General features: G+C 61.4%; 27 protein-coding genes. 13 read left to right on the top strand and 14 right to left on the bottom strand.

Translation table 11 applies throughout. The annotated features are described in order from the left end of the window. Positions 1–2: 2 nt before the first annotated feature. From NP945_RS26090 to NP945_RS26075, 4 genes are read right to left on the bottom strand one after another with little or no spacing between them, the layout of a single operon-like run. Positions 3–1,166 (bottom strand): epoxide hydrolase family protein, encoded by a 1,164-nt coding sequence (locus NP945_RS26090; RefSeq protein ID WP_256747950.1) that lies wholly within the window; start codon positions 1,164–1,166, stop codon positions 3–5. After that, on the bottom strand, positions 1,163–2,143 hold the full coding sequence (locus NP945_RS26085; RefSeq protein WP_256747949.1) for a biotin-dependent carboxyltransferase family protein: 981 nt from the start codon (positions 2,141–2,143) through the stop codon (positions 1,163–1,165). Before NP945_RS26085 ends, NP945_RS26090 begins: the two co-directional genes overlap by 4 nt. Further along, positions 2,140–2,802 carry a 5-oxoprolinase subunit PxpB gene (gene pxpB / locus NP945_RS26080; RefSeq protein WP_256747948.1) on the bottom strand — a complete coding sequence of 221 codons (663 nt, stop codon included), beginning with the start codon at positions 2,800–2,802 and terminating at the stop codon, positions 2,140–2,142. Before pxpB ends, NP945_RS26085 begins: the two co-directional genes overlap by 4 nt. Before the next feature lie 6 nt (positions 2,803–2,808). After that, positions 2,809–3,585, bottom strand: coding sequence for an SDR family NAD(P)-dependent oxidoreductase (locus NP945_RS26075; protein WP_164898436.1), 777 nt, complete (start codon positions 3,583–3,585; stop codon positions 2,809–2,811). Between the two features lie 237 nt (positions 3,586–3,822). On the opposite strand from NP945_RS26075, the gene NP945_RS26070 reads away from it, so the two are divergent. From NP945_RS26070 to NP945_RS32030, 8 genes are all read left to right on the top strand, one after another. Further along, entirely contained in the window at positions 3,823–4,458 is a 636-nt protein-coding gene (locus tag NP945_RS26070; protein ID WP_127266694.1) for an RraA family protein, read from the top strand. Positions 4,459–4,605: 147 nt separating this feature from the next. Next, complete coding sequence (locus NP945_RS26065) at positions 4,606–5,715, top strand: branched-chain amino acid ABC transporter substrate-binding protein (protein WP_256747947.1); 1,110 nt, start codon at positions 4,606–4,608, stop codon at positions 5,713–5,715. A 117-nt stretch (positions 5,716–5,832) separates the two neighbouring features. Then, positions 5,833–6,744 (top strand): branched-chain amino acid ABC transporter permease, encoded by a 912-nt coding sequence (locus NP945_RS26060; protein ID WP_023809510.1) that lies wholly within the window; start codon positions 5,833–5,835, stop codon positions 6,742–6,744. After that, complete coding sequence (locus NP945_RS26055; RefSeq protein ID WP_256747946.1) at positions 6,744–7,703, top strand: branched-chain amino acid ABC transporter permease; 960 nt, start codon at positions 6,744–6,746, stop codon at positions 7,701–7,703. The genes NP945_RS26060 and NP945_RS26055 overlap by 1 nt, the downstream gene beginning before the upstream one ends. Positions 7,704–7,705: 2 nt before the next feature. Then, positions 7,706–8,470, top strand: a complete 765-nt coding sequence (locus NP945_RS26050) for an ABC transporter ATP-binding protein (protein WP_256747945.1) — start codon at positions 7,706–7,708, stop codon at positions 8,468–8,470. Beyond that, positions 8,470–9,198 carry an ABC transporter ATP-binding protein gene (locus NP945_RS26045; protein WP_127266690.1) on the top strand — a complete coding sequence of 243 codons (729 nt, stop codon included), beginning with the start codon at positions 8,470–8,472 and terminating at the stop codon, positions 9,196–9,198. The genes NP945_RS26050 and NP945_RS26045 overlap by 1 nt, the downstream gene beginning before the upstream one ends. A gap of 561 nt (positions 9,199–9,759) precedes the next feature. Beyond that, positions 9,760–9,963: a CsbD family protein gene (locus tag NP945_RS26040; RefSeq protein ID WP_023809505.1), complete on the top strand. Its 204-nt coding sequence runs from the start codon at positions 9,760–9,762 to the stop codon at positions 9,961–9,963. A 580-nt stretch (positions 9,964–10,543) separates the two neighbouring features. Then, on the top strand, positions 10,544–10,750 hold the full coding sequence (locus NP945_RS32030; protein ID WP_372337991.1) for a cytochrome c family protein: 207 nt from the start codon (positions 10,544–10,546) through the stop codon (positions 10,748–10,750). Here NP945_RS32030 and NP945_RS32025 read toward each other — a convergent pair. The 8 genes from NP945_RS32025 to NP945_RS26000 form a co-directional block, all read right to left on the bottom strand. Then, complete coding sequence (locus NP945_RS32025; protein ID WP_256747944.1) at positions 10,722–12,197, bottom strand: cytochrome c; 1,476 nt, start codon at positions 12,195–12,197, stop codon at positions 10,722–10,724. The genes NP945_RS32030 and NP945_RS32025 overlap by 29 nt on opposite strands. Continuing rightward, positions 12,194–12,535 (bottom strand): hypothetical protein, encoded by a 342-nt coding sequence (locus NP945_RS26030; protein WP_256747943.1) that lies wholly within the window; start codon positions 12,533–12,535, stop codon positions 12,194–12,196. Before NP945_RS26030 ends, NP945_RS32025 begins: the two co-directional genes overlap by 4 nt. A gap of 1 nt (position 12,536) precedes the next feature. Next, positions 12,537–13,139 (bottom strand): cytochrome c oxidase subunit 3, encoded by a 603-nt coding sequence (locus NP945_RS26025; RefSeq protein ID WP_128288175.1) that lies wholly within the window; start codon positions 13,137–13,139, stop codon positions 12,537–12,539. Then, a complete protein-coding gene (gene ctaD / locus NP945_RS26020; protein WP_256747942.1) occupies positions 13,136–15,076 on the bottom strand; it encodes a cytochrome c oxidase subunit I in 1,941 nt (646 codons plus the stop codon). Before ctaD ends, NP945_RS26025 begins: the two co-directional genes overlap by 4 nt. Continuing rightward, positions 15,073–16,077 carry a cytochrome c oxidase subunit II gene (gene coxB, locus NP945_RS26015; protein ID WP_256747991.1) on the bottom strand — a complete coding sequence of 335 codons (1,005 nt, stop codon included), beginning with the start codon at positions 16,075–16,077 and terminating at the stop codon, positions 15,073–15,075. The genes ctaD and coxB overlap by 4 nt, the downstream gene beginning before the upstream one ends. A gap of 223 nt (positions 16,078–16,300) precedes the next feature. Further along, positions 16,301–17,182, bottom strand: a complete 882-nt coding sequence (locus NP945_RS26010) for a cytochrome c oxidase assembly protein (RefSeq protein WP_256747941.1) — start codon at positions 17,180–17,182, stop codon at positions 16,301–16,303. A gap of 96 nt (positions 17,183–17,278) precedes the next feature. Beyond that, complete coding sequence (locus NP945_RS26005; RefSeq protein ID WP_256747940.1) at positions 17,279–19,033, bottom strand: thiamine pyrophosphate-dependent enzyme; 1,755 nt, start codon at positions 19,031–19,033, stop codon at positions 17,279–17,281. A 107-nt stretch (positions 19,034–19,140) separates the two neighbouring features. After that, positions 19,141–20,151, bottom strand: a complete 1,011-nt coding sequence (locus NP945_RS26000) for an ATP-dependent DNA ligase (protein ID WP_256747939.1) — start codon at positions 20,149–20,151, stop codon at positions 19,141–19,143. A 226-nt stretch (positions 20,152–20,377) separates the two neighbouring features. Here NP945_RS26000 and NP945_RS25995 point away from each other — a divergent pair, with 226 nt between their 5' ends. The 3 genes from NP945_RS25995 to NP945_RS25985 all read left to right on the top strand — a co-directional run bounded on the left by NP945_RS25995 (position 20,378) and on the right by NP945_RS25985 (position 23,106). Then, positions 20,378–20,968, top strand: coding sequence for a LysE family translocator (locus tag NP945_RS25995; protein WP_256747938.1), 591 nt, complete (start codon positions 20,378–20,380; stop codon positions 20,966–20,968). 176 nt (positions 20,969–21,144) lie between these two features. Next, a complete protein-coding gene (locus NP945_RS25990; protein WP_306283285.1) occupies positions 21,145–22,527 on the top strand; it encodes an Nramp family divalent metal transporter in 1,383 nt (460 codons plus the stop codon). 87 nt (positions 22,528–22,614) lie between these two features. Beyond that, positions 22,615–23,106, top strand: coding sequence for a hypothetical protein (locus NP945_RS25985; protein WP_256747936.1), 492 nt, complete (start codon positions 22,615–22,617; stop codon positions 23,104–23,106). A gap of 75 nt (positions 23,107–23,181) precedes the next feature. On the opposite strand, the gene NP945_RS25980 is transcribed toward NP945_RS25985, so the two are convergent. Beyond that, complete coding sequence (locus NP945_RS25980; protein ID WP_256747935.1) at positions 23,182–25,293, bottom strand: catalase; 2,112 nt, start codon at positions 25,291–25,293, stop codon at positions 23,182–23,184. A gap of 291 nt (positions 25,294–25,584) precedes the next feature. On the opposite strand from NP945_RS25980, the gene NP945_RS25975 reads away from it, so the two are divergent. Continuing rightward, positions 25,585–26,148: a sigma-70 family RNA polymerase sigma factor gene (locus tag NP945_RS25975; protein ID WP_127270591.1), complete on the top strand. Its 564-nt coding sequence runs from the start codon at positions 25,585–25,587 to the stop codon at positions 26,146–26,148. On the opposite strand, the gene NP945_RS25970 is transcribed toward NP945_RS25975, so the two are convergent. Further along, on the bottom strand, positions 26,149–26,325 hold the full coding sequence (locus tag NP945_RS25970) for a hypothetical protein (RefSeq protein ID WP_256747934.1): 177 nt from the start codon (positions 26,323–26,325) through the stop codon (positions 26,149–26,151). It abuts the gene before it with no gap. 190 nt (positions 26,326–26,515) lie between these two features. On the opposite strand from NP945_RS25970, the gene NP945_RS32020 reads away from it, so the two are divergent. Continuing rightward, positions 26,516–26,725, top strand: a complete 210-nt coding sequence (locus NP945_RS32020; RefSeq protein WP_372337990.1) for a hypothetical protein — start codon at positions 26,516–26,518, stop codon at positions 26,723–26,725. The last annotated feature ends 27 nt before the right edge of the window (positions 26,726–26,752 follow it).

Here is a 26,752-nt window from a genome sequence, read left to right as displayed (position 1 = left end):
CTTTAAAAATCCAGACCACCGGCAAAGGCTCTTAGATCCTGTGCAAGCAAAGCGGGCTGCTCGAGGGCTGCGAAATGACCACCGCGCGGCATCGCTGTCCACTGGCGGATGTCCTTGAACACGCGCTCGACCCAACTCCTTGGCGGCATCGGCAGCTCTTTGGGGAACAAAGCCACTGCAAGCGGGACGTTGATCGCCGTGCCGGGCGCGAATGCAAGCGGACGGGCGCGCGTTTCCCAATAGAGCCGCATCGACGAAGCGACGGTCCGGGTGAACCAGTAGAGCGAGATGTTGGCGAGCATGTCGTCGCGCGAAAAAGCGGCGTTGGCCAGATCGCCATCGCAATCGCTCCAGTCGCGGAACTTCTCGATCATCCAGGCCGCCAGTCCGACAGGCGAATCCGTCAGCCCGTAGGCAAGCGTTTGCGGGCGCGTCGCTTGAATATGAGCATAGGCGCCATGAAGATCCGCCCATCCGGCTTTCCGTTCCAGGAAGGCGCGCTCTTCCGACGTCAAGTCACCGTCCGGGCTTGCATCGTGAGGCGGTGAGAATGAGCCGGGGATGAAATTCAGATGCACACCAGCGAGACTGCCTGGATGCGCGTGCGCCAGACAGGTCGACACGCCGGCGCCCAGATCGCCACCTTGCGCGAGATATCGTTTGTAGCCGAGACGGCTCATCAACTCGGCCCAAAGGTCGGCGACGGTGAACAGGTTGAGGCCAGGCCTGGTCGGCCGGCTTGAAAAGCCATAGCCGGGAATCGACGGGGCCACGACGTTGAAGGCATCTTCCTGCTTTCCGCCATGCGAAAGCGGGTCTGTCAGAAGCGGGATCAGCCTGTGAAATTCGAAGACGCTGCCTGGCCAGCCATGGGTGAGTATGACCGTTCTGTTGGTCGCCACAGCGGCGCGCGCATGGATGAAATGGATGGTTTCGCCGCCGATATCCGTCTGGTAGTGCGGATGGATGTTCCAGGCGGCTTCCTGCTTGCGCCAGTCGAAGCCGGTGCGCCAGTGCTGCATTAGTCGGCGCAGTTGCTCGTGCTCCGTTCCCTGCGCCCAGCCTATTGACTCCAACTGGTCCGGCTCGCGCCAGGTCGAGATGCGCTTCTTCAAATCGTCGATTTCAGACTGGGCAATCTCGATGGTGAAGGGGCGAATTTTCATAGAGTCCTCTGCTCGCCGGCCATAAGGTTTCGGGCGGCGATAAAGTCGTGACTTTGCTGCCGGTTCGCGCGAAGCGCTTCCGTCGACGCTTCTATCGAGACCGCTGAGAAACGCAGGCGCGCGCCGACCGGCGCTTGCGCCAGCCGCCAGAGGTCGGCTTCGATCACCGTAGCGATCTTCGGATAGCCGCCGCAAGTGTTGGCATCGGCAAGTTGGATGATCGGTTGGCCGGACGGCGGCACCTGGACTGTGCCTGGTACGATGCCGTGCGAGAGCAATTCGAGCGGTGAGAGGAGCGAAAGCGTCTCTCCAGCAATGCGATATCCCATGCGGTTGGCGTCGTTGGTGATGCGCCATTCGCTGCCGGCGAAGGCCGCCTGGGCCTCCGGCGTGAAGGCGTCGAACTCGGCGGCCGGCAGAACCCGCAATTCGATTGCCGAGGCCAAGGCGTCCGCCGCGCCTCGTCGCTCCTCCAGCGCTGCGCCGACGCCGCCCGCGGGAAGGCGGCATTGCGCAGGTTTGAGCGCAAGCCGGTCACCGCGCGACAGGCCGCGTCCAGCGAACCCGCCGAAACCGCCTTTCACATCCGTCGCGCGCGACCCCATGACGGGCGGCAGATCGATCCCGCCGGCAAAGGCGATGTAGGAACGAGCACCGGCGCGCGGCGCCTCGAGGACAAGGGTCTCGCCTGCGCGGATCGTCATGGCCCACCAGGGCGGGCAGGGCCGGTCGCCGATGCTGACGGCGCAATCAGCGCCGGTGATGGCGACGGCGGTGTCGATATGCGCGCGCAGCCGGAACGGATGAAGCGCGACCTCGATCCCGGCAGCCGAAGGATTATTGCCCAGCATGAGATTGGCGATCGCCAGTGCCTGCTTGTCCATGGCGCCGCCGTGGCTGACCCCCAGCGCCAGATGACCGGGCCGGCCGAGATCCTGGACCGTGTTCGGCAGGCCGGTGGTGAGGATCTCGATCATGCCTCGATCCCTGCAATTGCGAAGCGAATCTTGTCTCCGGGCCTGAGCAGCACGGGCAATTCCGCTTCGGCCTTGAAGAGCTTCACGTCGGTATGGCCGATGATGTGCCAGCCGGACGGCGCGGTCATCGGCATGATACCCGCCTGCGCGCCACCAATGATGACGGCGCCCTCAGCGACTTTGAGGCGAGGCGTGCTGCGCCTTGCCCAGGCAAGCAGCGGGTCGAGACCGGACAGATAGGGAAAACCCGGCATGGCGCCGATGGCGGCGACGGTGTAGCGGGCCGCTGCGTGGCGCCTGACGGTCTCGTCGACAGACAGGCCGCAATGCGCGGCCCAGCCGGTGAGATCCTCGCCGCGCGCGCCGCCGTAGTGAACGGGTATCGTATGATGCGTGCCGGTCACCGGGTGGGCATCGGTGGCGGACCAGAGCGACATCAGTTGATCTCCGACGCTGTGGGCGTCTGTGGCGAGCGGGTCAAACACCACCAGCAGGTTGTTCATGCCGGGAACGGCCTCGCGCACCCCTTCGAGGCTCAGCGCGGCATTCGCTACCGCCCAGACCAGTTCCTGGGTGGCATCGTTGAAAGCCCCCTGCATTCCATCGAGCAGCAGCGCGCCCGATCCCGCAAGACTGATGTGGGGCGAACCGACAACCATGAGCGGTCAGTCCTTCACCGGCACCGTATAATTCAGGATCAGACGGCCGCCGTCCGGATAGATGGTCTGGCCGACAATGTAGGAAGCGTCGTCGCTGGCCAGGAAGGAAGCGACGCTGGCAATCTCCGATGGCTCGCCACAGCGGCCGCTCGGCGTGCGCGACAGGATAGTCTTGCGCTGCGCTTCGCTGGCCATGACCGAGCTCTTGACCATGTCGGTCAGGATGGTGCCGGGGCCGATGGCATTGACGCGGATATTGTGCGGGATCAGTCCGACAGCCATCACCGCCGTCAATTGCTTGATGCCGCCCTTCGACACGGCATAGGCGACGGAATTGGGAATGGCCAGAATGGCATTGATCGATGACATGTTGATAATCGAGCCGCCGCGTCCCTGCGCGATCATGGCTCGTGCCGCGGCCTGTCCGAGCAGGAAGGGCGCCTTCAGATTGACCCGCTGAACCAGGTCGAAGGCTTCCTCGGGGAAGTCGACGAAATCGTCCAGATGGATGATGCCGGCATTGTTGATGAGGACGTCGACGCCGCCGAATCGCTCCGTGGCCTTGGCAACAATATCGGCTGCCATTTCCTGCGTGCATTCGGAGAGATCCGCCGATAGCCAGGCGGCACGCTCGCCAAGACGTTCGGCATGCTCGCGCCCGCGATCGGCCTGTATGTCGACAAGCACCACCTTGGCGCCATCGGCATGAAAGCGCTCGGCGCAGGCAAGGCCCAGGCCTCGTGCCGCCCCGGTGACGATCACGACTTTTCCTGCGTGCTTCACAAACCAATCCCTTCTCACAATTACGCATCTATGGATATGTTATCCAATCTATCTTGAACTTCGACGCCATTGCAAGCCCCGGATAAGTGGATCTGTTGGGTCGGTTCTGCAGCCGTTTGCCGTTCCTAAGCCACTTTTGGCTTTTTTCTGCCAACCATCTTAAGCCGGTTGACTCCACTGAATTAATTGTGATTGGATACTATATTCATAAAGTGACGACGGCGAGGAGTGTAGGCGATGGCGGATGGATCTCAGGAAAGCGAACTGATCGACGCGTTCCGCGCCCTTGCGACGCCGTTGATCAGCGACAATCTCGCTCGTGTCCCCGGGGCTGTCGGGTTGCGGCCGTTTCATCGGGTCAGCGGCGTCATGGCGGGGAGGGCGCTGACGGTCAGGACCCGCCCCGGCGACAACCAGTTCATCCATCGTGCGCTCGATCTGCTGCAGCCCGGCGACGTCATTGTCGTGGACGGCGGTGGCTATGAGGGGCGCGCGCTGGTCGGCGAAATCATGACAAGTGTCGCGGCTTCGCGTGGCGCCGCAGGCATTGTCATCGACGGCGCCATTCGCGATGCCGGTGCCATCGGCCGCAATCCGTTCCCATGTTTCGCGCGGTCGGCCATCCATCTCGGACCTTACAAGGATGGTCCGGGAGCCATAAATGTTCCCGTCTGCATAGGCGGCATGGTCGTCGGTCCTGGCGACATCGTCGTCGGCGACGAGGATGGCGTCGTGGCATTTCCAATCGACGGTGCCGCGGCCTTGCTGGCGGCCGTCCGGTCGCAGGAAGCCCGCGAGGCCGAGATCATGCAGAGCATCCAGGAGAACCGTTATCAGGGAGCCTATGCCCGGGCTTCAAGCGGCAGTCACTGATCTGCCGGGTCAGTCCTTGCCGGTGACAATCGTGTGGCCGGCCGGCGATCCTGCTCAACATAACCGCTCCGCAGCTAACCGGGGGCGAAACAATGCATTTCGGGCACGCCGCCTGGATGCACCAACAGGGGAAAATGGAGAGAATTGATGGTTGTTTCCTTCAAGAGGCTAGCTTGCGCCACCGCCCTTGCCGGGCTGGCTCTGACCACGATGGCCGCGGCTGCCGACGTCAAGATCGGCATCGTGGCCCCCATGACCGGCCAACTGGCCAGTGAAGGGCAGGATATGGAGAACGCCGTGAAGATGGCGATCGATGCCGTCAACGCGAAGGGCGGCGTAAACGGCGACAAGATCACTACCACCACCGCCGACGACGCCTGCGATCCGCAACAGGCGGTGACCGCAGGCAGCAAGCTTGTCTCGGAAGGCGTGACCGCCATCGTCGGCGGCTACTGCTCGGGCGCCGTCTTGCCGACATTGAAGATCTATGGTGACGCCGGCATTCCGTTCGTCATCATCGGAGCGAACTCGACCAAGCTGGTCGCCGCCAATCAGGGCAATGCCTTCCTCGCCAATTCGACCGGCGACATGCAGGCGACGACAGCCGTCGAACTCTTCAAGAAGAACGGCTACAAGAAGTTCGCGTTCGTGGACGAAGGCGATGCCTATTCGTCCGACCTGGCCAAGTTGACCGCCGAAGCTTTCAAGAGCGCTGGCGGCGAAATTGCCGCCAAGGAGACCACCACGGCCGGCGAGCAGGACTATTCGGCGGTCGTCACCAAGATCAAGTCGAGCGGCGCCGATGCTGTCTTCTGGACCGCCTACCATGCCGGTGGCGCTCTGCTCACCAAGCAACTCCGGCAGGCCGGGTTCCAGGGCGGCATCGTGCTGGGCGACGGCAACAATTCACCGGAATATCTGGAGATCGCCGGGTCGGCCGGTGAGGGCGTGTACCTGTTGTCTCCGCCGACTGTCGACCTCTTGTCCGGCGCCGCCGACTTCAAGGCCAAGTACAAGGAAACCTATGGCCGCGACGCCGGCGCCTATGCGGCGCTCTCCCACGATGTGGGCGACCTGATCGTCGATGCGATCACGCGGGCCAAGTCGGCGGATCAGAAAGCGATCATCGAGGCGCTCAAGGCGAGCGATTTCAAGGGCCTCGCCGGTGAAATCAAGTTCACCGACAAGAACACGCTCCAGACCTCGAACTTCCGCCCGGTGATTGCAAAGGGCGGCAAGTGGGTGGCTGTCGAATAAAGGCCAACCGGATTGATGCCGAGGCAGGCCTTGTGGCGGCCTCGGCGTCACCGCCGATTGTCTGGTGCGCCGACGCTGCGCCCAGACAAGACTTTTCAATTCTGCCCTGGAGCATCAATGACGCTCGACCTGCTTATTCAGCAACTGGTGAACGGTCTTATCGTCGGCTCGTTCTATGCCCTGATCGCGCTTGGCTACAGCATGGTCTTCGGCGTCATCAAGCTCCTGAATTTCGCCCATGGCGACATCTACATGAACGGCGCCTTCGTCGGCCTCATCGTCTTCTCCTTTGTCGGCATATGGGTCGGCAATGGCTGGCTGGGCGTGGTCTGCGCCCTGCTTGTGTCGATGCTGGCTGTCGGCTTGCTCGGCGTCATCATCGAACGCTTCGCCTATCGGCCGATGCGCAACGCGCCGCGCCTCTCCATCCTCATCACGGCGCTCGGTGCCTCGATGGTGTTGAACGGCACGGCACTCGCCCTGACCGGCGGGCGGCATTACGCCTTCAACACCGACCTCGGTTTTGCCGGTGTCGACATTTCCACCGTTCATATCACCTACACGCAGATGGTTCTGGTGGCCGCCTCCATTGCTCTTATGGCAGGCATGCAGGCCTTTGTCTCACGCACCATGTACGGCAAGGCGATGCGCGCCGTGTCCATCGACATGGGGGCGAGCCGCCTGATGGGCATCGATGTCGACCGGGTGATCGCCTTGACCTTTTTCATGGGCTCGGCGCTCGCTGCCGGCGGTGGGGTCATGGCCGGCGCCTATTATGGCAGTGTCCATTTCTTCATGGGCTTCATCATGGGGCTCAAGGCCTTCACCGCCGCTGTCATCGGCGGGATCGGCAGCGTGCCGGGCGCCATGCTCGGCGGCTTGCTGCTCGGCCTGCTCGAGGCTTTCGGTTCGTCCTTGCCCTTCGTCGGATCGGAGTGGCGTGACGTCTTCGTTTTCGGGACCCTGATCCTGTTCCTTGTGTTCAAGCCGACCGGCCTTCTTGGACGCTCTGTCGTGGAGCGGGTGTGATGATCGACGAAGTGAGAACCATGCCGGCAGCCGTGCAACCGCAATTGATGCGCTGGTCCGTCGTGCTGCCCGGCCTGGCGGCACTCGCCGTCGCGCTGGTGTTGCCGCAATTCGCCAACGGCTATGTGACGGAGGTGGCAACCACGGCGCTGCTCTATGTCGTTCTGTGCCTCGGCCTCAACATTGTCGTCGGCTATGCAGGCCTGCTCGACCTCGGCTACGCCGCCTTCTTCGCAGTCGGCGCGTACACGTCAGGCATCCTGACCGCCGAATTCGGGTTCAATTTCTGGCTCACCATCCCGGTCGCCATGGCGGCAGCCTGCGTGGCTGGCATCATCATCGGGGCTCCGACATTGAGATTGCGCAGCGACTATCTGGCGATCGTGACGCTGGGCTTCGGCGAAATCGTGCGCATCATCGCCCGCAACCTCGACATCACCGGTGGCGCGAGCGGACTCATCGGCATCGAGCGCCCGGAGATATTCGGCTTCAGGTTGATGCAGGTGCAGCACTTCTACTATGCGTTCCTGGTGCTTGCGCTGCTCACCGCCTTCGTCTGTCTGAGCGTCGAGCGATCGCGAATGGGACGAGCCTGGTTCTACGTTCGCTACGATGAGGACGCCGCCGCTGGCATCGGCATCAACCGTGTCACGGCCAAGCTGCAAGCCTATATGATGGGCGCCGTGATCGCTTCCGTGGCCGGATGCCTCTACGCAGCCAAGATGACGGCCATCTCGCCGGAGAGTTTCACCTTCAACCAATCGCTGCTCATCCTTCTCGGCGTCGTCCTGGGCGGCATGGGCCGCATTCCCGGCGTCGTCCTTGGTGCTGTTCTCGTGGCCCTGCTTCCGGAGGTGCTGCGCGGCGCGGGGACCTATCGTCCCCTGGTGACTGCGGTTGCGCTGCTGGCAATCATGCTCTTCAGGCCGAACGGGCTGTGGCCGGACAAGCGAGTTTGACCATGGCGCTGCTGGAAGTCCGCGATCTGCGCCTCAGTTTCGGAGGACTGAAAGTCCTTCACGACATTTCGTTCTCAGTTGAGAAAGGCGCCATCAACAGTCTTATCGGGCCGAACGGGGCCGGCAAGACATCACTCTTCAATTGCCTGACCGGCTTCTACAAGCCGAAGGGCGGCTCGATCAGTCTGGGCGGCCGGCCAATCACCGGCTTGCCGCCGCATCGCATCACCGCGCTCGGCCTCGCCCGCACATTCCAGAACATCCGGCTGTTCAAGGAAATGACCGTTCTGGAAAACGCCATGTCCGGCCAGCATTGCCGCAGCCGCCACGGCATCATGTCGGCGATCCTGCACTTGCCGGCACAGCGGCGCGAGGAGGAGACGATCCGCGCGGCTGGCATGCGCTGGCTCGATTTTGTCGGTATCGAGCAGCATGCGCATCGCCGCGCCGGCGGTCTCTCTTATGGCGATCAACGGCGGCTCGAACTCGCAAGAGCCCTGGCGTCGGCACCCGAACTCATCCTGCTGGACGAGCCTGCCGCCGGCCTGAACGAGCGCGAGAAGCTGGACCTTGTGCACCTGATCCGCCGCATCCGCGACGAAACCGGCGTCACGGTCCTGCTGATCGAGCATGATATGGGCCTGGTCATGCAGGTGTCGGAGAAGATCGTGGTGTTCGACTATGGGCAGAAGATCGCCGACGGACCGCCGGAGGCCGTGCGAACAGACCCCAGGGTCATCGAAGCCTATCTCGGTACGGAGGAATGATGGACGCCGAAATCGTTCTTTCCGCGGACCGCATCGTCGCGCGCTATGACGGCATCGAAGCCCTTCATGGTGTCAGCCTTTCGGTCAAACGCGGCCAGATCGTCGCCCTGCTTGGCGCGAATGGTGCGGGCAAGAGCACCACGCTGCGCACGCTGTCCGGCCTCGTTGCCGCATCCTCCGGATGTGTCCGCTTCCTGGGCGAGGATATAACCAAAGTCCCTGCCCATCGCCTGCCGCATCGCGGGCTCGTCCACGTTCCGGAGGGAAGGCGTATTTTCGGCGACATGACGATCAAGGAGAACCTTGACCTGGGCTCTTTCACGCTTGCCGACGACGCCGAGCGCCGCCGGCGGCTGGATCATGTTTTCGAGCTCTTCCCCATCCTGGCGCGCAGACAGAATGGCGATGCAAGGAACCTCTCGGGAGGCGAGCAACAGATGCTGGCGATCGGCAGGGCCCTCATGGCCGCGCCCAAGGTGCTGTTGCTCGACGAGCCTTCCATGGGTCTGGCGCCGCAACTGATCAAGGAAGTCATGAACATCGTGCAGCGCCTCAATCGTGAAGGCGTGACCATCCTGCTTGTGGAGCAGAATAGCAAAGTCGCCTTGAAATTCGCCGACTATGGCTATGTCCTCAAGGCTGGGCGCGTTGTGCTTGAGGGACCAGGCAGTGATCTTGCGAGCAACGAAGCGGTCATCAGCGCCTATTTAGGTGGCGTCGCTGCTTAGCTGGCAAAGCTGCCAACTCCCGGATTTTTACAAAATGAGGCCGCCACTCCAGTCCAGCCCCTAACGTATTGATTTGTGCAGGAAGCACTGACCCTCAGAGACATAATCATTATTTGTCAACAGGTTACGAAGCCGTTCGCTCAAATCGATTCAGGAAGCTGGTCCAGCCATTTCGCTGGCCGAATTTATCTCAAGCCGAATGGCGGCTTTGCGCCTCAAGTCGGTCGTTAAGACCAGCTTCGCCGTTTCCCGAAAGCCGACATCATCGGACTACGCTGGCTTAAGATGACTTTGCCTCTAGACGGATGGCGGCGACAGGATGAAAAGCGCTTGCGCCTGCTTGGTGGCGGAACTGTTGCGGAAGGTGTGGAGGCGTCTTGGGTCGAAGGTCATGGCGTCGCCTTCGAGCAGGACGACCTCAATTGATGACGCAGGCTGAGCGTAAAGGAATGGATCGCGGCCTGTGAGAGCAAGACGAGCGTCGAGTTCCAGGAACATCCGTCGTTGATTTGCGTTTGCTCTCCGAGGTTAGACGTTTTCAAACCGAAGGAGAACGGTGTCATGGACTGGAACCGCGTGGAAGGAAACTGGAAACAGGTGAAAGGCAAGGTCAAGGAGCAGTGGGGTAAACTCACGGATGACGACCTTGACCGCATCGCCGGCAAGCGCGATCAACTCGAAGGCAAGATCCAGGAGCGTTACGGCCTCGAAAAGGACCGTGTGCGGCGCGATATCGATGACTGGTACGGTCGGCAGGGCTGGTAAGCACGTGAGCCCCGGGCCGCGGCCAATTCCAAGACGCGGCCCAACAGTCCGGCAGGTCCGGCTCATGCAGATGCCGAGCCTTATCGTCAGTTGAATTTGGCAGCAAGGATTTCGTACTGTGTCAGAAGATATCTCTCGCAAGCAAGAGCAACGGGGGACAAGAAGGATCGTCATGTGGGCGATCGCAGTTACTGCTGTGATTTTCCTTGTTCTGCTGGCTACATTCGTGTTCGGCCCGCTGGTATGATTTTCATCGCCGATGATTGAGTTGTTTCCAGCGAGATCCGGGGATGATCGGGCGTTTGAGGGCGCTTGCAGCGGCCACCGGGCCGCGTCTTGCGACTGCGGCAGCAGGCGCGGATGAGCCGACAACCCGTCAGGTTGATGCCATCCGCGCTGCCCTGGGTGGCAGGCGTATCCGCGGCAATCGCCATTGTTCCGGTAGTTTGCGCCGTCAACTTGGTCCGCGGCGACAATCTCCGGGAAACCACCATTGCACAGGCCATCGGTGGCGACCCTGACCGGGCCGTCCCGGCAATGATACCGCAACGGCTGTGGCGGATGTCACGAAATCCCGGGAGTGCCCGGCGCCCGTGGCACCGTCGGTCCGTCCCTGCAAGGCGTCGTCGAAAGAGGATATACCGGGCCGTCGCGAGCCACCCCGGATGCGATGATGCGCTGGATCAGCAGGGCGCGGGACGTTGACCCGAAGACGGCCATGCCCAATACAAATCTGTCGCCTCAAGAGGCGCGCGACATTACCGCCTATCTCTATGCGCGAACATGAGGCGCGCTGAAGTCGCCCCACGGCGCAGGCGTCTTGCCAGCAAAAGCAGCAGGCCAAGCATCAACACGGCGGCGCCCGCTACAAGTGATTGAGCCGCCAGAATCATGATCGCCTTGCTGGTTGTCGTTCCTGCCCGCATCTGGCGTACATCGGCCGCGGTGACGCTGAGGTCGGGATTTCCGAACCGCGCGGTGACGTAATTTGCAAGAGCTGCCACCTGGCCATCGTCCAGCCAGCCGCCGAAGGCCGCCATCGATTGACGCCCGGCCACGTCACCAGCTTTGACGCCTTCAAGGATGGTCATGACGACATCCTCGGGCGTGGCCGCGCCGGGGGTGCTGTTGCGGGTCAAGGACGGATAGGATCCGTCTGATGATCCGCCTCCGTTCGCCCCATGGCACGTCGAACAGAGCGATCGATAGAGATCATCGCCGGTTGCGGTTCCGCTGCCTTGCGTCATCCCTTCGGTTCCAGCATCGCCGTCGGCCGCGGCCGCGTTACCCCATGAGAAACGCGGCTGCTTCTCGTCTCCCGGTTGGGCGGGCACGTCCCTGAGATAGGCGACAATAGCCTGGATGTCGTCGTCGGAAAGATGCTGCAGGCTGTTCATGACCGTTTCCGCCATCGGCCCGCCCGCGTAGGCCTTCCCGGGCACGGCGCCGGTTTTGAGGAATCGAGACAGCTCTTCGTTGCTCCAGCCGCCGACGCCTGCGATCTTGTCGCTGGTGATGTTGAAGGCGTGCCAGATGCCGGCGGTGCCGCCGGCAAGCTTGTGGTCTTCATCCATGCCGAACGTCGCATTCCTTGGCGTGTGGCAGGCACCGCAGTGGCCGAGCACCTCGACAAGGTAGGCTCCCCTGTTCCATGCGGCGGTCCGGCTCCGATCAGGCGTGAAACTGCCGCTTTGGAGGTTCGCGAGCTTCCACAGCGCAACCGTCCAGCGCTGGTTGAATGGAAAAGGCAGAATGTTTCGCGGCCGCGGCTGGGAAATCGGCGGCTGCGCAAGGAGATAGGCCCGAATCGCAAGCACGTCCTCGCGGCTCATTGCGGCGAAGCTGTCATAGGGCATGGCGGGGTAGAGATCGGCTCCGTCGCGCCTGATACCTTTCTGGACGGCTCGCACGAACTCGTCCGCGGAATAGCGTCCGATGCCCGTTTCGAGATCTGGTGTGATGTTGGTCGAGTATACATCGCCGAAGGGTGTCGGCACGCGATAGCCTCCAGCGAAGGGGCGGCTCGGATTGGACGTGTGGCAGCCGATGCAGTCGGCCGCTCGCGTGAGATATTCACCCCTCTGGATTTCGCTCGCCCGCAGCTCGGTGCAAAGGGGCAACGATGCCAAGACGAGCGCGACCGCCCGGGAGGTGACGGCCGGGAATGGAATGCCCATGGCAGGCCAAAGCGCGCACCGGCGGATGGCCAATCTCCAGGTCTTTGGCGTCGTCACAGTTCGCATCCGCTGAAGATCAGTCCTGCCACCACTTGCACCAGCAAGATGAGCGTGAACAGCGCCCCGATGCCCACCGAAGTCCTGGCAAGGAACGCACGCGTGCGCGCCTTCCGGGGCGGGATCGTACCATGTCCGCGGTCATGAACGGCGTGCCACGACAGGAGCGTGCCTGCCAGGGCGACAGCGGCGCCTATCAATGAGAACAAGGCAGTGGGACGAAAGCCGGCATGGCACTGCCAGGATGCAATGGAGTAATCGAGTTGCAGGGCTATTGCCCATGCAACTGGCCCGCTGACCAGACCTGCCCAGGAAACGCCGGTACGGATCGCCTGCATCTCACATCCTCGGAGCCCAATAAATAACAAGATAGAGCACGACCCATGAGACGACGACGAAGTCCCAGTAGAACGCATTGTCCGAGACGTCGCTGAAGCGGCGGCCCGCCTTGCCTTTTTGCGTGAACATGAGAACCGCCAGGACGATCGTGTCGCCGACATCGGTAAGAAGATGCGTGGTATGCAGTCCAAGCAGGAACCACACGATCGATCCGTAAGCGTTCTGATCCCAGGAAATCCGCAGCGCCGGAAATTCCCAGATGCGAACGATCAGCGGAAGAATCCCGACGACCGACATGACGACCATGCCAAGGCGAACTTTCGCGAGGTCCTGGCGACGCGCCCAAAACTCGATCAGGTGGTTGGGCACGACGCTCGCAACCAGAATGATCAACACTGCCGTGCCCGGCAGCAAATCTGGCGCCGGCGCTCCAATGGGCCAATGCCGGGCCAGCACGGCCAAATAGAAGTAGGTGCCTATCGCCAAGGCAAAGCCTGTTGCCTCGAGAGCAATGAAGGCAAGGGTTCCCCACCACATCGGGCTCGCCGACCCGAAATCATATGTGGGCAGGTGGCTGACGTCGGCGACGGGACGGTGCCTCATTCCTCGTCCTCCGGCTCGCCTTTCGGCCAGAACCAACAGATGAAGCCGATCGAAACCGGGATCGCTCCCCAGACCACCGCCCAGGGCGTGTATATCGAACCGAGAAATGCACCGCCCACCGCAATGGCCGACAGAAGCGGCCAGATCGAGTTGTCAGCCGATGGCACCCTTAGTTGCGGCACCGCATCGGCGACCGTGCCGGCGAGCACCTCGCGTGCGTCGACACGCAGACCCTCGACCACGGGAAGCGTATCGGGCTCGGCCCAAAGCGGTTCGCGGTGAGTTATCACGGGCAGCCGCGAAAAATCGTAGGAGGGTGGCGGCGACGTCGTCGCCCATTCGAGCGTGCTCGCGCCCCAGGGATTGTCTCCGGCAATGCGGCCGTTGCGAAGGCTGAGCAGGAGGTTCAGGAAGAAAAGCGCAAAGCCAGCGAACACCACCAGTGAAGAGAGGCTGATGAAGAGGTTCATCTCGCCCCAGCCGCTCGCCGGCGGATACGTATAAACGCGGCGCGGCATGCCTTGCAGACCGAGAATATGCATGGGGAAGAAGGTGAGATTGAACCCGAGGAAGACGAGCCAGAAATTCCAGCGGCCGAGCCTCTCGGACAGCATGCGTCCGGTGATCTTGGGAAACCAGTAGTAAACGGCGCCGAGCAGGGGGAAGACGGCGCCCCCGACCAGCACATAGTGGAAATGGGCAACCACGAAATAGGTGTCGTGTACCTGCAGGTCGAGCGGCACCGAGGCGACCATGACCCCGGTCAGGCCGCCGATCACAAAGGTGAAGATGAAGCCGAGCACGAAAAGCATGGGCGTGGCGAAGATCGGCCGGCCGCCCCAGATCGTCGCAATCCAGCAGAAGATCTGAATGCCGCTCGGAATGGCGATCATCATCGAGGAAGCGGTAAAGAAGCTTTCGCCGAGCTGCGGCAGGCCGGTAGCGAACATGTGGTGCACCCACAGGCCGAAGGAAAGAAAACCGATCGCGATCAACGACAGGACGATCCCGAGATAGCCAAAGATCGGGCGGCGAACGAAGGTCGGCAGGATCGCGGAGACGAAGCCGGTCGCCGGAATGAAGATGATGTAGACCTCGGGATGGCCGAAGAACCAGAATAGATGCTGCCACAGCAGTGCATCGCCGCCTGCAGCGGGATCGAAGAATTTCGTGCCGACCAGGCGGTCCAGGATCAGCATTGTGCTCGAGACCATCACGGCCGGCATGGCGAACAGGATGACGAAAGCCGTGACGAGGACGGACCAGACATAGAGCGGGATGCGGTCAAGCGACATGCCGGGAGCACGTTGTTTGAACACTGTCGCGATGATCTCGACCGCTACCGCGAGCGCGGACACTTCAGTGTAGGTCACCATCTGCGCCCAAAAATCGGGGCGCTTGCCGATGCCATATTCGGGTCCGGCGAGCGGTACGTAGGAAAACCAGCCGGCATCCGCACCGGTTTCGAAGGCGAAGGCGATCCAGATCATCAGCCCGCCGGAAAGATAGACCCAGTAGCTGAATGCATTGAGCCGCGGAAAGGCGACATTGCGAGTGCCGATCATCAGCGGCACCAGGTAAATGGCGAAAGCTTCCATCACCGGCACGGCGAACAGAAACATCATCGTCGTGCCATGCATGGTGAACAGCTGGTTGTAGAGATCGGGGCCGATGTGGCCGGCCTCCGGCTGGGCAAGCTGGAAACGCATGGCGAGCGCTGATAGACCCGCAAGGGCGAGAAACAGGAAAGCCGTCACGATATAGCGCCGTCCGATCAGCTTGTGATCGACCGTGACCAGCCAGCCGTAGAAGCCTTTCGGCGTTCGCCAGGCATGCGCCAGAAAGGCGCGCAGTCTCACCTCTTCGAGGCCGGTGTCACGGATGCCTTTCAGGCCCTCCTGGGTATGCTCGGCCGGCTTTCCCCCAATGCCGCTCATTCGAGGCTTCCGAGATAGGCGACGACCGCGTTGAGATCGTCGGCGCTAAGGGCAATGCGCGGCATCTTGGCGCCGGGCTTTATCGACTGTGGATCGGCAATCCAGGCGGCGAGCGCGCCAGGGGTCATGGCCAGCGTATCTGCGGCCAGTGCACGTCGGCTGGCGAGATGCGTAAGATCAGGACCGACCGTTCCGCTGGCAGGCGTGCCTCTTATCGTATGGCAGAGCGCACAGCCGGTGGAAAGAAATGCCTGTTGGCCGCGGCGTTCTTCCTCGCCGCCAGGGGCGGATGCGACGGCGTTTTGCCTGGATTGCCATGCGTCGAACGCTTCGCGGCTTTCCGCGATGACGGTGATGGCCATATGGGCGTGCTGATAGCCGCAGAATTCGGCACACTGGCCACGATAGATGCCGGGCTTATCGGCGATGAGGGTAAGCTGGCTTGGCCGGCCCGGAATGAGATCGCGCTTACCGGCAAGGTTCGGCACCCAGAAGCTATGAATAACATCGAGCGAATCGAGTTCGACCTTGACCGGTTCGCCAACCGGGACATGGATTTCATTTGCCGTGACGATCGATTGCGAGGGATCATTACCGGCATACCGGACCTCCCACCACCATTGGTGCCCCGTGATCCGCACGGCAAGCGTTTCCGTTCCGCTCAGCGAAGCAATGGATTTGCCGGCGAAAAAACTCGCTATCGTCATCATGACGAGCACCAGAACGGTCAACGCAACGGCGCTGCCGACAGCGCGGGTAAATCGGCGCTCCTGATGTGAATCGATCTCGAGCGGCGAGCGCGTTGTCTCGGAGAGGCGGCGACGCAAAAGCGCTGCCGCCAAGACCAGCATGACAAGCAGCCACGCGGCCGCCGCGACTGCGCTGAAAGACCAGATCAGATCAAGGATTCTCCGGGCGTTCGCACCGTGTGCATGGAGGGCCGATTGCCGATCGCCGCATCCTGCCAATACCAACGTCAACGCTGCGCTGACCCACCTCAAACGCGGTTGCGCAGCCTTTCCCGGAACAATGCCAGTCAGGATTTGCGTTGGACATGTAAAGGCAAGCGACATTTGCGGTCATGTCCGCCTGCGAGAGCGGGCCAACGGACTCATGCACCTCGCCATGAAGGATCCACCATCGTTGCCAAGGCCATAACGCAGCTGGCTGAAAAAGGATGCTTGGCAACACCGCCCGGTGAAAACCGACGTGAAGCGGTGCGGGTTAGACGATGCGCAACTCCTGGGGAGGCTGACGCCGCCGACTGCTCGTTTGAATCCAGAAAGCGACCAGGAGCAGTGCGGCTCCGCCATAGATCAGGCCAGCGGGAATCCACATGATCAAGCCTGCAAGTTGCTGGTCCTCGAGCGGGCTGAGCCCCCACAGATCCGAGCCGACGGCATTAGCCGGATACCACAGCTTTGGCGAGACGACGAGCAAAACCCCGAGCAGCCCGGTGTGGAGCGAGGTGAAGAAGAGATGCATCACCGCATTGCCGCAAGCGTGCTCGCGGCCAGGGCGAGGCAGCAGCACCCACCAGAACAAAAGCCCGGTACCGAGGAAGCTCGCATGCTGGGCATAGTGCAGGAAACCCTGCTGGAGGGCAGCCTCGAACAGCGCCGGGACATGCCAGATCCATATCGCGGCTCCGTGCAGGACGGTCGCGACCACAGGGCGGCTGATGAACGCCCAGATCGCCCGAAGCGTATTTGCATGTCCGGCCGCTCCGAATATCTGGCGCAGCTGTACCGGCAGTGCCCACATCATCGCCGCTGTCGGGCGGGAGGCAACCAGCAGAGGCGCTGCGACCGCCATCAGCAATTCATGCTCGATCATGTGCGCCGCAAACACATGTTCGCCCAACGCATGGATCGGGCTTACAAGGGCGAACGCCAGGACGGCCCAGCCGGCAGCAAACTGGAAGGCCTGCCGTGATCGCAAGCGACGTCCGCGTCCGCTCCGTCGCCACAGTCGGCTGGCGCCCGCTGTATAGAGCGACACGACTGCCAGGAGAGGCAATGTGATGGGAAGCGCCAGTGTCCAACCGGCTTGCGGGGCGCCGTTGCCATAGCAGATCGCGGTCGAAAAGAGCGCGTCGAAGCTCATGATCCGCATCCGTCAGCCGGAAGAGCACCGGAACTCCGGTTCATCTGGAAAGATCCAGATTGAAGCCACTGAGGCGCTGTTCTCACCTCCGTGCCTCTAGGCGTCCATCATCGATTTCGCCGGCTCCCGGGCGATGTTTTCTTCTATGCGTTCGTGTCCCGGTGTCCGCGGCAGGGCCTGGCGGAAGTTCTTGGCGTAATCTGTCGGCATTTTGGGCGGCATCAGCGGCTCATACGCATCTACCAGCGCTTCGATCACGACAGGGCCTTCCGTGGCGAAAGCCTGGTCGAGAACCGTCTCGATCTGATCGGCCTGCTCGATGCGAAAACCCTTTGCGCCCATTGCTTCCGCCGCCATGGCAAAATCGATCGGCTGCAATTCGCAACCGAATTGCGGATTCCCCAGAAACATCATCTGCTCCCAGGCGATCTGATTGAGCATGTTGTTCTTGATCACCAGAACCTTCAGCGGGATCTTGTAGCGCACCGCCGTCGAGAATTCGCCGAGCTGCATGGCAAAGCCGCCATCCCCGACGATGGCGGCAATCGGTCGACCGGGAAACGCTATGCCGGCAGCGATGGCGTAGGCGAGACCGCAAGCCATCGATGCCAGCGATCCGGACACCCCAAATGCCTGGCCGCTGCGAAGATCGACATGGCGGGCGGCCAGTTCCGTGTTCTGACCGGAATCCGTGGCCAGCACCGTGTCGTCGGCCAACCGTTGTCCGAACGCCCGGGCAATCGCCTGTGGCTTCAAGGGTTGCGCCTGCATGTCTTCCGACTGCCGCATCATCTCGCGCCATTTCCTCATGGTCTCCTGGGAACGGTGCAGGAACTCATCGGAGGGCTTCTGCGTCAGACGTTGGTTCAGCGCGCGCAATGTCTCGGCCGCGTCGCCGACAAGGCCGGCCTCGACCGGAAAGCGCAAGCCGATCCGCTGCGCATCGCAGTCGATCTGGACGCCACGGGCCTGCCCGGGCTGCGGGTAGTATTCGATATAGGGAAAGGTCGAACCGACAATCAGCACCGCGTCACAGCTCTCCATCGCCTCTTGCGAAGCCAGGGTTCCAAGAATGCCGATCCCGCCGGTGGTGTAAGGATGGTCGTCCGGCAGCACCGCCTTGCCCAGCAAGGCCTTCGCGACAGGCGCCTGCAACAGGCGCGCCGTGTGTTCGAGTTCGGCGGCCGCGCCGATGGCGCCGCGTCCGGCCAGGATCGCAACCCGCGAAGCGTCATTGAGAATGGCGGCGGCTTTGTCGAGCTCAACCTCCAGCGGTACGCTGTGACCGGCGAACATATCCTGCGGCGTGTGCGCCGGGCGATTGCGCTTGGAGCGCTTCGACGGATCGCTCTCCTGCTCCTGGATGTCGCTGGCAATCGAAAGATGGGCGACGCCCTTGCGCGCCAGCGCGGTTCGGCAGGCAAGGCTGGCGACGTTTTCCATATGCGCGGCGTCGGCGACATGTGCATTGTAAACGGAGACATCGTGGAACACGCGCGTCAGATCGACATCCTGTTGCGTGAACGTCTCGATCAGATCGTGGAACTGCATGCCCGTAATCGCCAGCACCGGAGCCTGGTCGAGCTTGGCGTCATAGAGGCCGGTCAGAAGATGTGTTCCGCCGGGACCGGACGTCGCAAGGCACACGCCCAGCTTTCCTGTCCACTTGGCATACGCACATGCCATGAAGGCAGCCGACTCTTCATGCCGGACCTGAACGAAGGCAATCTTGTCGCGCCGCGTCCGCAACGCTTCCATGACGCCGTTTATGCCGTCTCCCGGCAAGCCGAACACCACCTCCACGTCCCAGGCGACGAGCGTATCGATGAGAATTTCTGCTGCATTTGGCATGTCGGGGTAGCTCCGGTGGATGGTGTCCGAACCGGTGAATCCCGAGTTGGTTCCTTCGTCACAATAAATCGTGACAAGGTTTCTGGAAGCGATCTTCCAGGAGCGGTCTATTCGATCTGCTCAAACGTGCATTGCCGTGGCGCCTTGTCGGGGCGCCAGCGCAGCAGTTTGGTGCCGTGGCGGAACCGATTGCCGGTAACGTGGTCGAAGCGGACCTCCACCACCAGTTCAGGCTGCAAGGGTTCCCATTGTCCGCTGCGCTCCGTGCTCCAGCGGCTCGGGCCGCCGGGCGCCTTGCCGGTGAATCCGGGCCCTGACCGCAGCCCTTCCAGCCGGCGCGTGAGCGCTCCTCTGTCGGTCCTGGCGATGGTCGACGTGAAGCCGACGTGATCGAGCTTGCCGTCGTCATTGTAGAGGCCGAGGAGCAGCGAGCCAACCTCACGACTGTCCGCGAGATAGCGGAAACCGCCGACAACGCAATCGGCGGTGCGCCTCGGCTTTACCTTCACCATCGCACGTTCCCCGCACAGATAATGCTCATCAAGCACTTTGGCCATGATGCCGTCGGTCGATGCATGGCCGGAGCCGTGTAGCCATCGAGCCGCCGTGGCTGCATCATAAGTGCACTTCGACAGGCGAAGATCTGGACTGTTCGAGGAGGTCACGAAGTCCTCGATCGCTCGCCGCCTTTCCACAAGTGGCTTGCCCGTGATGACCTCGCCGCCCGGCCTGGCAAGCATGTCGAAGAGGATCAGACTGGCAGGCGTCTGCGAACTCAGTTTGCGGATTCTGCTTTGTGCCGGGTGAAGGCGCATCTGCAGCGCCGCGAAGGAAAGCTCACCGTCAACCTCAATGACAATCTCGCCGTCGATGACGAAGTGCCCGCACTTGAGGTCACGCAAAATGTCCGTGATTTCTGGAAAATAGCGGCCGAGCGGCTTGCCGGATTTGGCGCGCAGGTCAACGGTGTCGTCGCTCTTGAAAGCCAGGCAGCGAAACCCGTCCCATTTGGGCTCGTACTGCCAGCGGTTTCCATCCCGGGGGATTTCATCGGCAAGCTTGGCCTCCATCGGAGACGTGTCCAGCGGGAGCGGGAAGGCGTTTATTGGTTCATGCACGGGTAGGCCTCCAAAGCCGGTTCAGGAACGGCTCCGGCTTTTTTCAACTTCCAGGACTGGCACCGCGTTCCATCTGACGGTTCATGCCTGGTTCTTCGCGATGGGACTTTTTCATTTGCCGCGGAACCCGGATGACGGCTGGCCGCTTTGATGTCATCGGCAGCGCTAACGGAGATGCCCCATCGATCCCTCATTGTGGATAGCTTTTGTCGGAACCGTCATTCTCATGCAGGTGCCGCCCGGTCCCGACAGCATGCTGGTGATGGCCCGCGGCATCGGACAGGGGCGCGACGTGGCGCTGTTCACGGTGCTCGGCATGACGCTGGGCGCCGGACTTGTGCAGCTTCCGCTGATTGCATTCGGCCTGTCCTCGCTTGTCCACGCCTCGCCCCTGGCGTTCAATCTGCTTCGATGGGCCGGGGCGGCCTACATCGTCTGGCTGGGTGTCCGGCTGCTGCTTTCACCCTCGGCAACCATTCCCACAGGTGACCTCAAGGCCCTGCGGCCGATCGCCGCCGCCCGGGAAGGAATGATCGCCGATCTGAGCAATCCCTGGCCTTTGATGTTCATGGTTGCGTTCCTGCCGCAGTTTGTCGATCCGCACAGGGGCTCCGTCACGTTGCAGCTGGTGCTGCTTGGCGCAACACAGAAGATAACCGGTGTGCTGGTGCTGGGAGCCTATGCCTTGGCATCGGGCGCGGCCGGGGCATGGGTCATGCGGCACCCTCGCGCAAGGCTTTGGCAGCAGCGGCTCGCCGGCTGTCTCATCATCGGCCTCGGCTTACGGATGGTCATCGGCGGCGGTACGAGCCGCTGACTTTGAAGGAATAGCTTTTGTGCCACGTCGCCTGAAGGACAGGCTTCGACACAAGCATTCTCTTCTTTAGAGGACCGAGCATTCGCTTGGAGGTTCGGCTCCGCCGAAATCGCCGTCGCGGGCCGGAACCGTGTCCAGGAACAAAAAGACTGACCAGAGGTTCGAACTCGATCTCGATGCAGCTTGAAACGGCTGCTTCATCGGCATCCGATTGGAATTTTCGTCATGATTTCTTGCGTGGCCCCGGTAAAGACGCGCCTGCAATGAACAAGCCGTCTGACAATGCCGGCCAAAGGGCAAGCGGGCAAAAAAAGGGCGGCGTCGTTCGGGCTCTCGGGCTTGGTCTGATCACCGGCGCGGCCGATGACGACTGCTCGGCCATCGGTACCTACGCGAGCGCCGGAGCGCGGTTCGGGCCTGACCTGCTGTGGACGGCACCTGTCACGCTGCCGATGATGTATGTCGTCGTCTATCTTTCATCCAAGCTTGGCCAGGTTTCGGGTCGCGGGCTTTTCAAGGTCATATCGGACTTCTATCCGCGTTGGCTGCTATGGTCCGTGCTGGTGGGCGTGCTGATTGGCAACACGATCGAGGCAGCCGCAGATCTTGGCGCCATGTCGGCGGCCATCGTGCTGTTCGTTCCTCTGCCTGCTCCCTTGGTCGTCATTGCCGTTGCGGTCGTCATTTTTGCCCTGCAGGTGTTCGGATCGTATAAATTGATCCGAAATGTGTTCCGGTGGCTGGCTCTGGCTCTGCTTGCCTATGTGGTCTCCGCGGTGCTTGCCAAACCGGATGCAGCCTCTGTCCTGCGCGGCACGCTGTTGCCAAAAATCGAATTCAGCCGCGAATACCTGTCCATCCTCGTCGCCATCATCGGGACCACGCTCTCCGCATACCTTTACACGTGGCAGTCCAATCAGGAGGTGGAGGAGGAGATAGCCAAGGGTCGAACGAGCCTCGAAGAGCGCAAAGGCGCCACGGAGAGCGAACTGCGCCGATCCCGCCGCGACATCCTGATCGGCATGACGTTCTCCAATCTGATCATGTATTTCATCATTCTTTCGACAGGTTCGACGCTCTACAAGGCCGGGCAGACGCAGATCGAGACAGCGGCGCAGGCGGCCGAAGCGCTGCGGCCGCTTGCCGGCGACGCTGCCAGCATTCTGTTTGCGGCCGGTGTAATTGGCGTTGGCTTTCTGGCCGTGCCGATCATGACCGCTGGCGCCGCTTTCGATTTCGCTCAGGCGATGGGATGGAAGAATAGCCTGCATGCCAAACCCCGCCAGGCTCCCAAATTCTACATCGTGATTGGGATCATAACGCTGGTGGCGGTGGGCCTCAATTTCTTCGGCTTCAACCCGATGAAGGCCCTGGTCTGGTCGGGCATCGTGCAAGGATTTTCAACGCCACCTCTGCTGCTTCTCATCCTGATCATGACCAACAATCGCAAGATCATGGGCGACAAGGTCAACAGCACAAGCACGAACATCCTGGGCGGCGTGACGACCCTGGCGATTTTTGCGGCGTCGGCGGGACTGGTGGCAAGCTGGTTCCTGTAGCTCGCCGGGCGGGAAGGATGTTCAGGCGCGGTGGAACATCGGCGGTCAATTGTCGTTGAGACGCTTGTGGGAGAAAGGAGGTTGTCCATGTCAAAGTTGCAGGCCGCCACTCCGGATCGTCTAAGACAACTCAGGCTTGAAGCTTCAGCACATTTTGCTCCGTTGATGCTGAACGAAGCCCTGTTGCGCCTTTCCCATGCCTGCGGAGGCGACAGCCTCGACCGCTTCGAGAAAGCCATGGTTGATCAGATCGAGGCGGCAGAGGACGATCGCGCCGATTTCGAAACGATCAAGGAATTCGCGATCGAGCAACTTTACGCCCTGGTCCGGAACGCCAACGATTCGCCAAAGAGGAAACAGCCGCTTGAGAAGATAGACACGCGCAGAACGCCCGGCCGTTCCGAAGAACCACGCACGCTCGAGGACCAACTGCAGGCGGGATTGGAGGATTCCTTTCCGGCGAGCGATCCGCCCTCAGTGGTGTCCACGACCATTTCAGGCGGAGCAAAGAAGCTGGTCGGGACCGACGAGGTCCTGGAAAAGCAGCGGCAAGCGTCCAGCAAGGAAGATCGCTCGTAGATCGGGGTGCGGGCTGGGTTGGCGGCAAACCAAAGCCTTCGGACATGCCAGCGGAAAACAGCTGACGTCATCGCATCAAAGCTTGACAGCCGCCTCCCGCGCCCAGAGCCGCAGCTTCCGGCATGACCGCACAAATGCAGTTACCGAAGCTGCCGAATCCAGCCGCGTCAGCCCCTCATCGGCATCGGGAGCGACGCCTGCTTTGGCCAGGAGCGGCTCGGCCCCCGGGGTGAAGCCGATGAACTTGCAATGCGCAAACGCATCAGACACGAAATCCTTCGCGGCGGCCTCCTTGACCAGTAGCTCGGCGCCCGCCTCGGAGAGGAGCAGCACCACAGCGTCGAACAATACGGACGGGCCCCCGTCGATCATGTGCCTTGCCTCGATGTGGGTGCCGTCGTCGGCTTCGACGCCGCCCACCTTGGGCGCAACCACCTCCATCACCGCGCCTTCCGCTTCGATGGCGGAACGAAGTTCCTCGAACAGCGCGACATCGGCTCCATCGCTGAGCATGACACCGACTTTGCGGCCTTCGAAACTGTCAGGCCCGTTTTGGATGATGCTAAGCGCCGGCGACGGCGGCAAGTCATCGCGCGGCAGAACGGCGGCTTCGGCAGGTTCGGGCATGTCACGGATGCCGAGCTTATCGGCGACCGTGGTCGCCAGCGTTTCATCGATGTTCAACAAATGCGAAACCATGCGCTCGCGGATCGCCGGCGCCTGGACCTTGCTCAGTTCAAATGTCAGCGCCATCGCGATGTGACGCTGCTCCGGTGGTGTCTGGCTGTTGAAGAATTGCCGGGCCTGGCTGTAGTGATCGGCGAAGCTCTCCGCGCGCAGACGTACTTTCTGCCCTTCTTCGGCATCGGCGAAAGAACGGAAGCCACGCTGCGGATCCTCGCGCGGTCCCAGTCCCCATGAGTTCGGCTCATAGTTGGCACGACCGGCCGGGTTGCGCATGGCCATGTGCCCGTCCTGTTGAAAATGGGCGAACGGGCACTTCGGCGCGTTGATCGGCAGATGGGTAAAGTTCGGGCTGCCCAGCCGTTTCAATTGGGTATCGAGATAAGAGAAGTTGCGGCCTTGCAGTAGCGGATCGTTGGAGAAATCGATTCCGGGCGGCACATTCTGCGTCATGAACGCCACCTGCTCGGTCTCGGCGAAGAAATTGTCCGGCATCCGGTCGAGCACCAGCCGACCGACCGGAATTGGTTCGAGGACCTCTTCGGGAATGATCTTCGTTGAATCCAGGATATCGAAGTCGAAACTGTCGGCAAATGCCTGATCGAACAGTTGCACCGTCAACTCCCATTCCGGGAAATTGCCGGCCTGTATGGCCTCCCACAAATCGCGGCGATGGAAGTCGGGATCGGCACCATTGATCTTGACCGCCTCGTTCCAGACCACCGATTGCAGCCCGAGCTTCGGTTTCCAGATGAATTTGACGAAGGTGGATTCGTCCTTCGCGTTGACGAGGCGGAACGTGTGCACACCAAAGCCTTGCATGAAGCGGAAGGAACGCGGGATCGCGCGATCCGACATGATCCACATCACCATGTGCATTGATTCCGGCATCAGGCTGATGAAGTCCCAGAAATTGTCGTGCGCCGTCTGTGCCTGCGGAAAGGCGCGGTCGGGCTCCTGTTTGGCGGCGTGGATCAGATCGGGAAACTTGATGGCGTCCTGGATGAAGAAGACCGGGATGTTGTTGCCGACCAGGTCCCAATTGCCTTCCTTGGTGTAGAGCTTGACCGCAAAGCCGCGCACGTCGCGGGCGAGATCGAATGAGCCCTTGTTGCCGGCAACCGTCGAGAAACGAACGAATGCCGGCGTCTTTTCACCAGCTCGCTGGAAAATGTCGGCACGTGTGTATTTGGCAAGTGACTCGTAGGTCTCGAAATAACCATGCGCGCCATAGCCGCGGGCATGAACGACCCTTTCCGGGATGCGTTCGTGGTCGAAGTGGAAAATCTTCTCGCGAAAGTGAAAGTCTTCGATCAGCGATGGTCCGCGCTCACTGATCCGCAATGTGTTTTGGTCGTCGGAGACAGGCGTTCCGAGCGCCGTCGTAAGGGCAGGCGTGTCGTCCCCCGCGATCTGGTGCAACTCGCCGCCATTTCCGCGCGCGCTATTCTGATCCAGTCCACTTGCCGATTGGCGAGCGGAGGGGCGAGCGGATTTGGCCATGACAGATCCTCGATCGATACCGGAAGGTTGAAGTGGTCAAGCCATCAAACTGCCGGTGAGCAGCTTTGTTCCCGTAAAAAATGGACGCTGGAGACACCGCTGTCGGAGGAGCCGTGGCTGCTGCGGCGATGGTGCGCGCCGATCGGATGACAGATAGCTCAACCTGCGCACAATTTATGAAGAGTTGTCTCCGGCACGAGGAACGAACCAAACTTCCATGCATTTAGCTGGGGCTGCGTTCACACACTCTTTCTTCTGGGAGCTGGACCATTGTCATCCGGAGGCTGCCTTTTGGCCGACCAGGAAACCAATGAAGTTTCCATCGTTGACCTGATACCTGCCCTGCGGGCATTTGCGCGCACCTTCTGCCGCGTCCCCGACGACGCTGACGATCTCGTGCAGGAGACACTGACCAAGGGTCTCGCCAACATCGACAAGTTCGAACCCGGTACGCGCATGAAGTCGTGGCTCTTCACCATCATGCGCAACACTTATTACACCCGGGTCAAGATCGCTGCCCGGGAGGCGCCCGGCCTGCTCGACTGCGCCTCTTCGAGGCCAATTTCGGAAGCCACCCAGGAATGGACCGTTCAGAGCAAGGAAGTTCACGGCGCCATTCAAAGGCTGCCTGAACACCAACGCGAGGTCCTGATGCTGATCGGCGTTTTGGGAGTGAGCTACGAGGAAACTGCCGACATATGCGGTTGCGCGGTCGGAACGGTCAAAAGCCGCCTGAACCGTGCGCGCGCCAACATCCTTGAATTCCTGGGGGAGAGTTCGCTGCAGACATTGATAGAAAGACGAAACCAGCTGTCGGATGGTCAGCTCGATGTCGAGGTCGACGGCCGCAGATAGTCAGTTCTTCACGTCGCGCCGACGTTTCTCGACGAGCGCGTTCTGCAATTCGATCGCCAGCTTGGTCAGGCGGTCTGGAATTTTTTCCTGCTCTATGGCGGCCAGCAGGGAAGCAATCTCCTGATCCACAGCCATCTCGACATGCGTATCCGGGGTATCGTCGCTCGAACGAGACATCACATTCTCTTGATAGCGGGTCCCTTGATCCTAGTGTGGTGATAAGCGCCTGGCATTACAAGGCGGTGTCCACCGCCAAGAAGCTCACCAGCGGCCCCTTGCACAGGTTTATTTCCTTGCTGCTCCTTCGTCGTCCCGGGCCATGGACGCGCGGCGGTGGCGTTCAATCCCTAGGCAATCGGTCAGCGGCGTGATCCTGATACTGATCGGGCTTGATCCGATTGCCGTCCAGCCCGCGCTCTTGGCCATGCTGCTTCTTGTTGCGATTCGACAAGACCGCGTTTTCTTCGATCTTGTCCCTCTCCAGGGAGGTCATCGCGCCGGCGCCGGCACTCTTGCCTGGCTGCTGCGGCCGAATTGTTTTTTACCGCCGGATGCCATGATATCCTCCTTCAAATAGGGGACACTCGTCGGTGCCCGTTGTTCG

The organism is Mesorhizobium sp. LMG17149, from assembly GCF_024518695.1.
Classification (GTDB): domain Bacteria; phylum Pseudomonadota; class Alphaproteobacteria; order Rhizobiales; family Rhizobiaceae; genus Mesorhizobium.
This window is presented reverse-complemented; position numbering and strand designations above follow the sequence as displayed.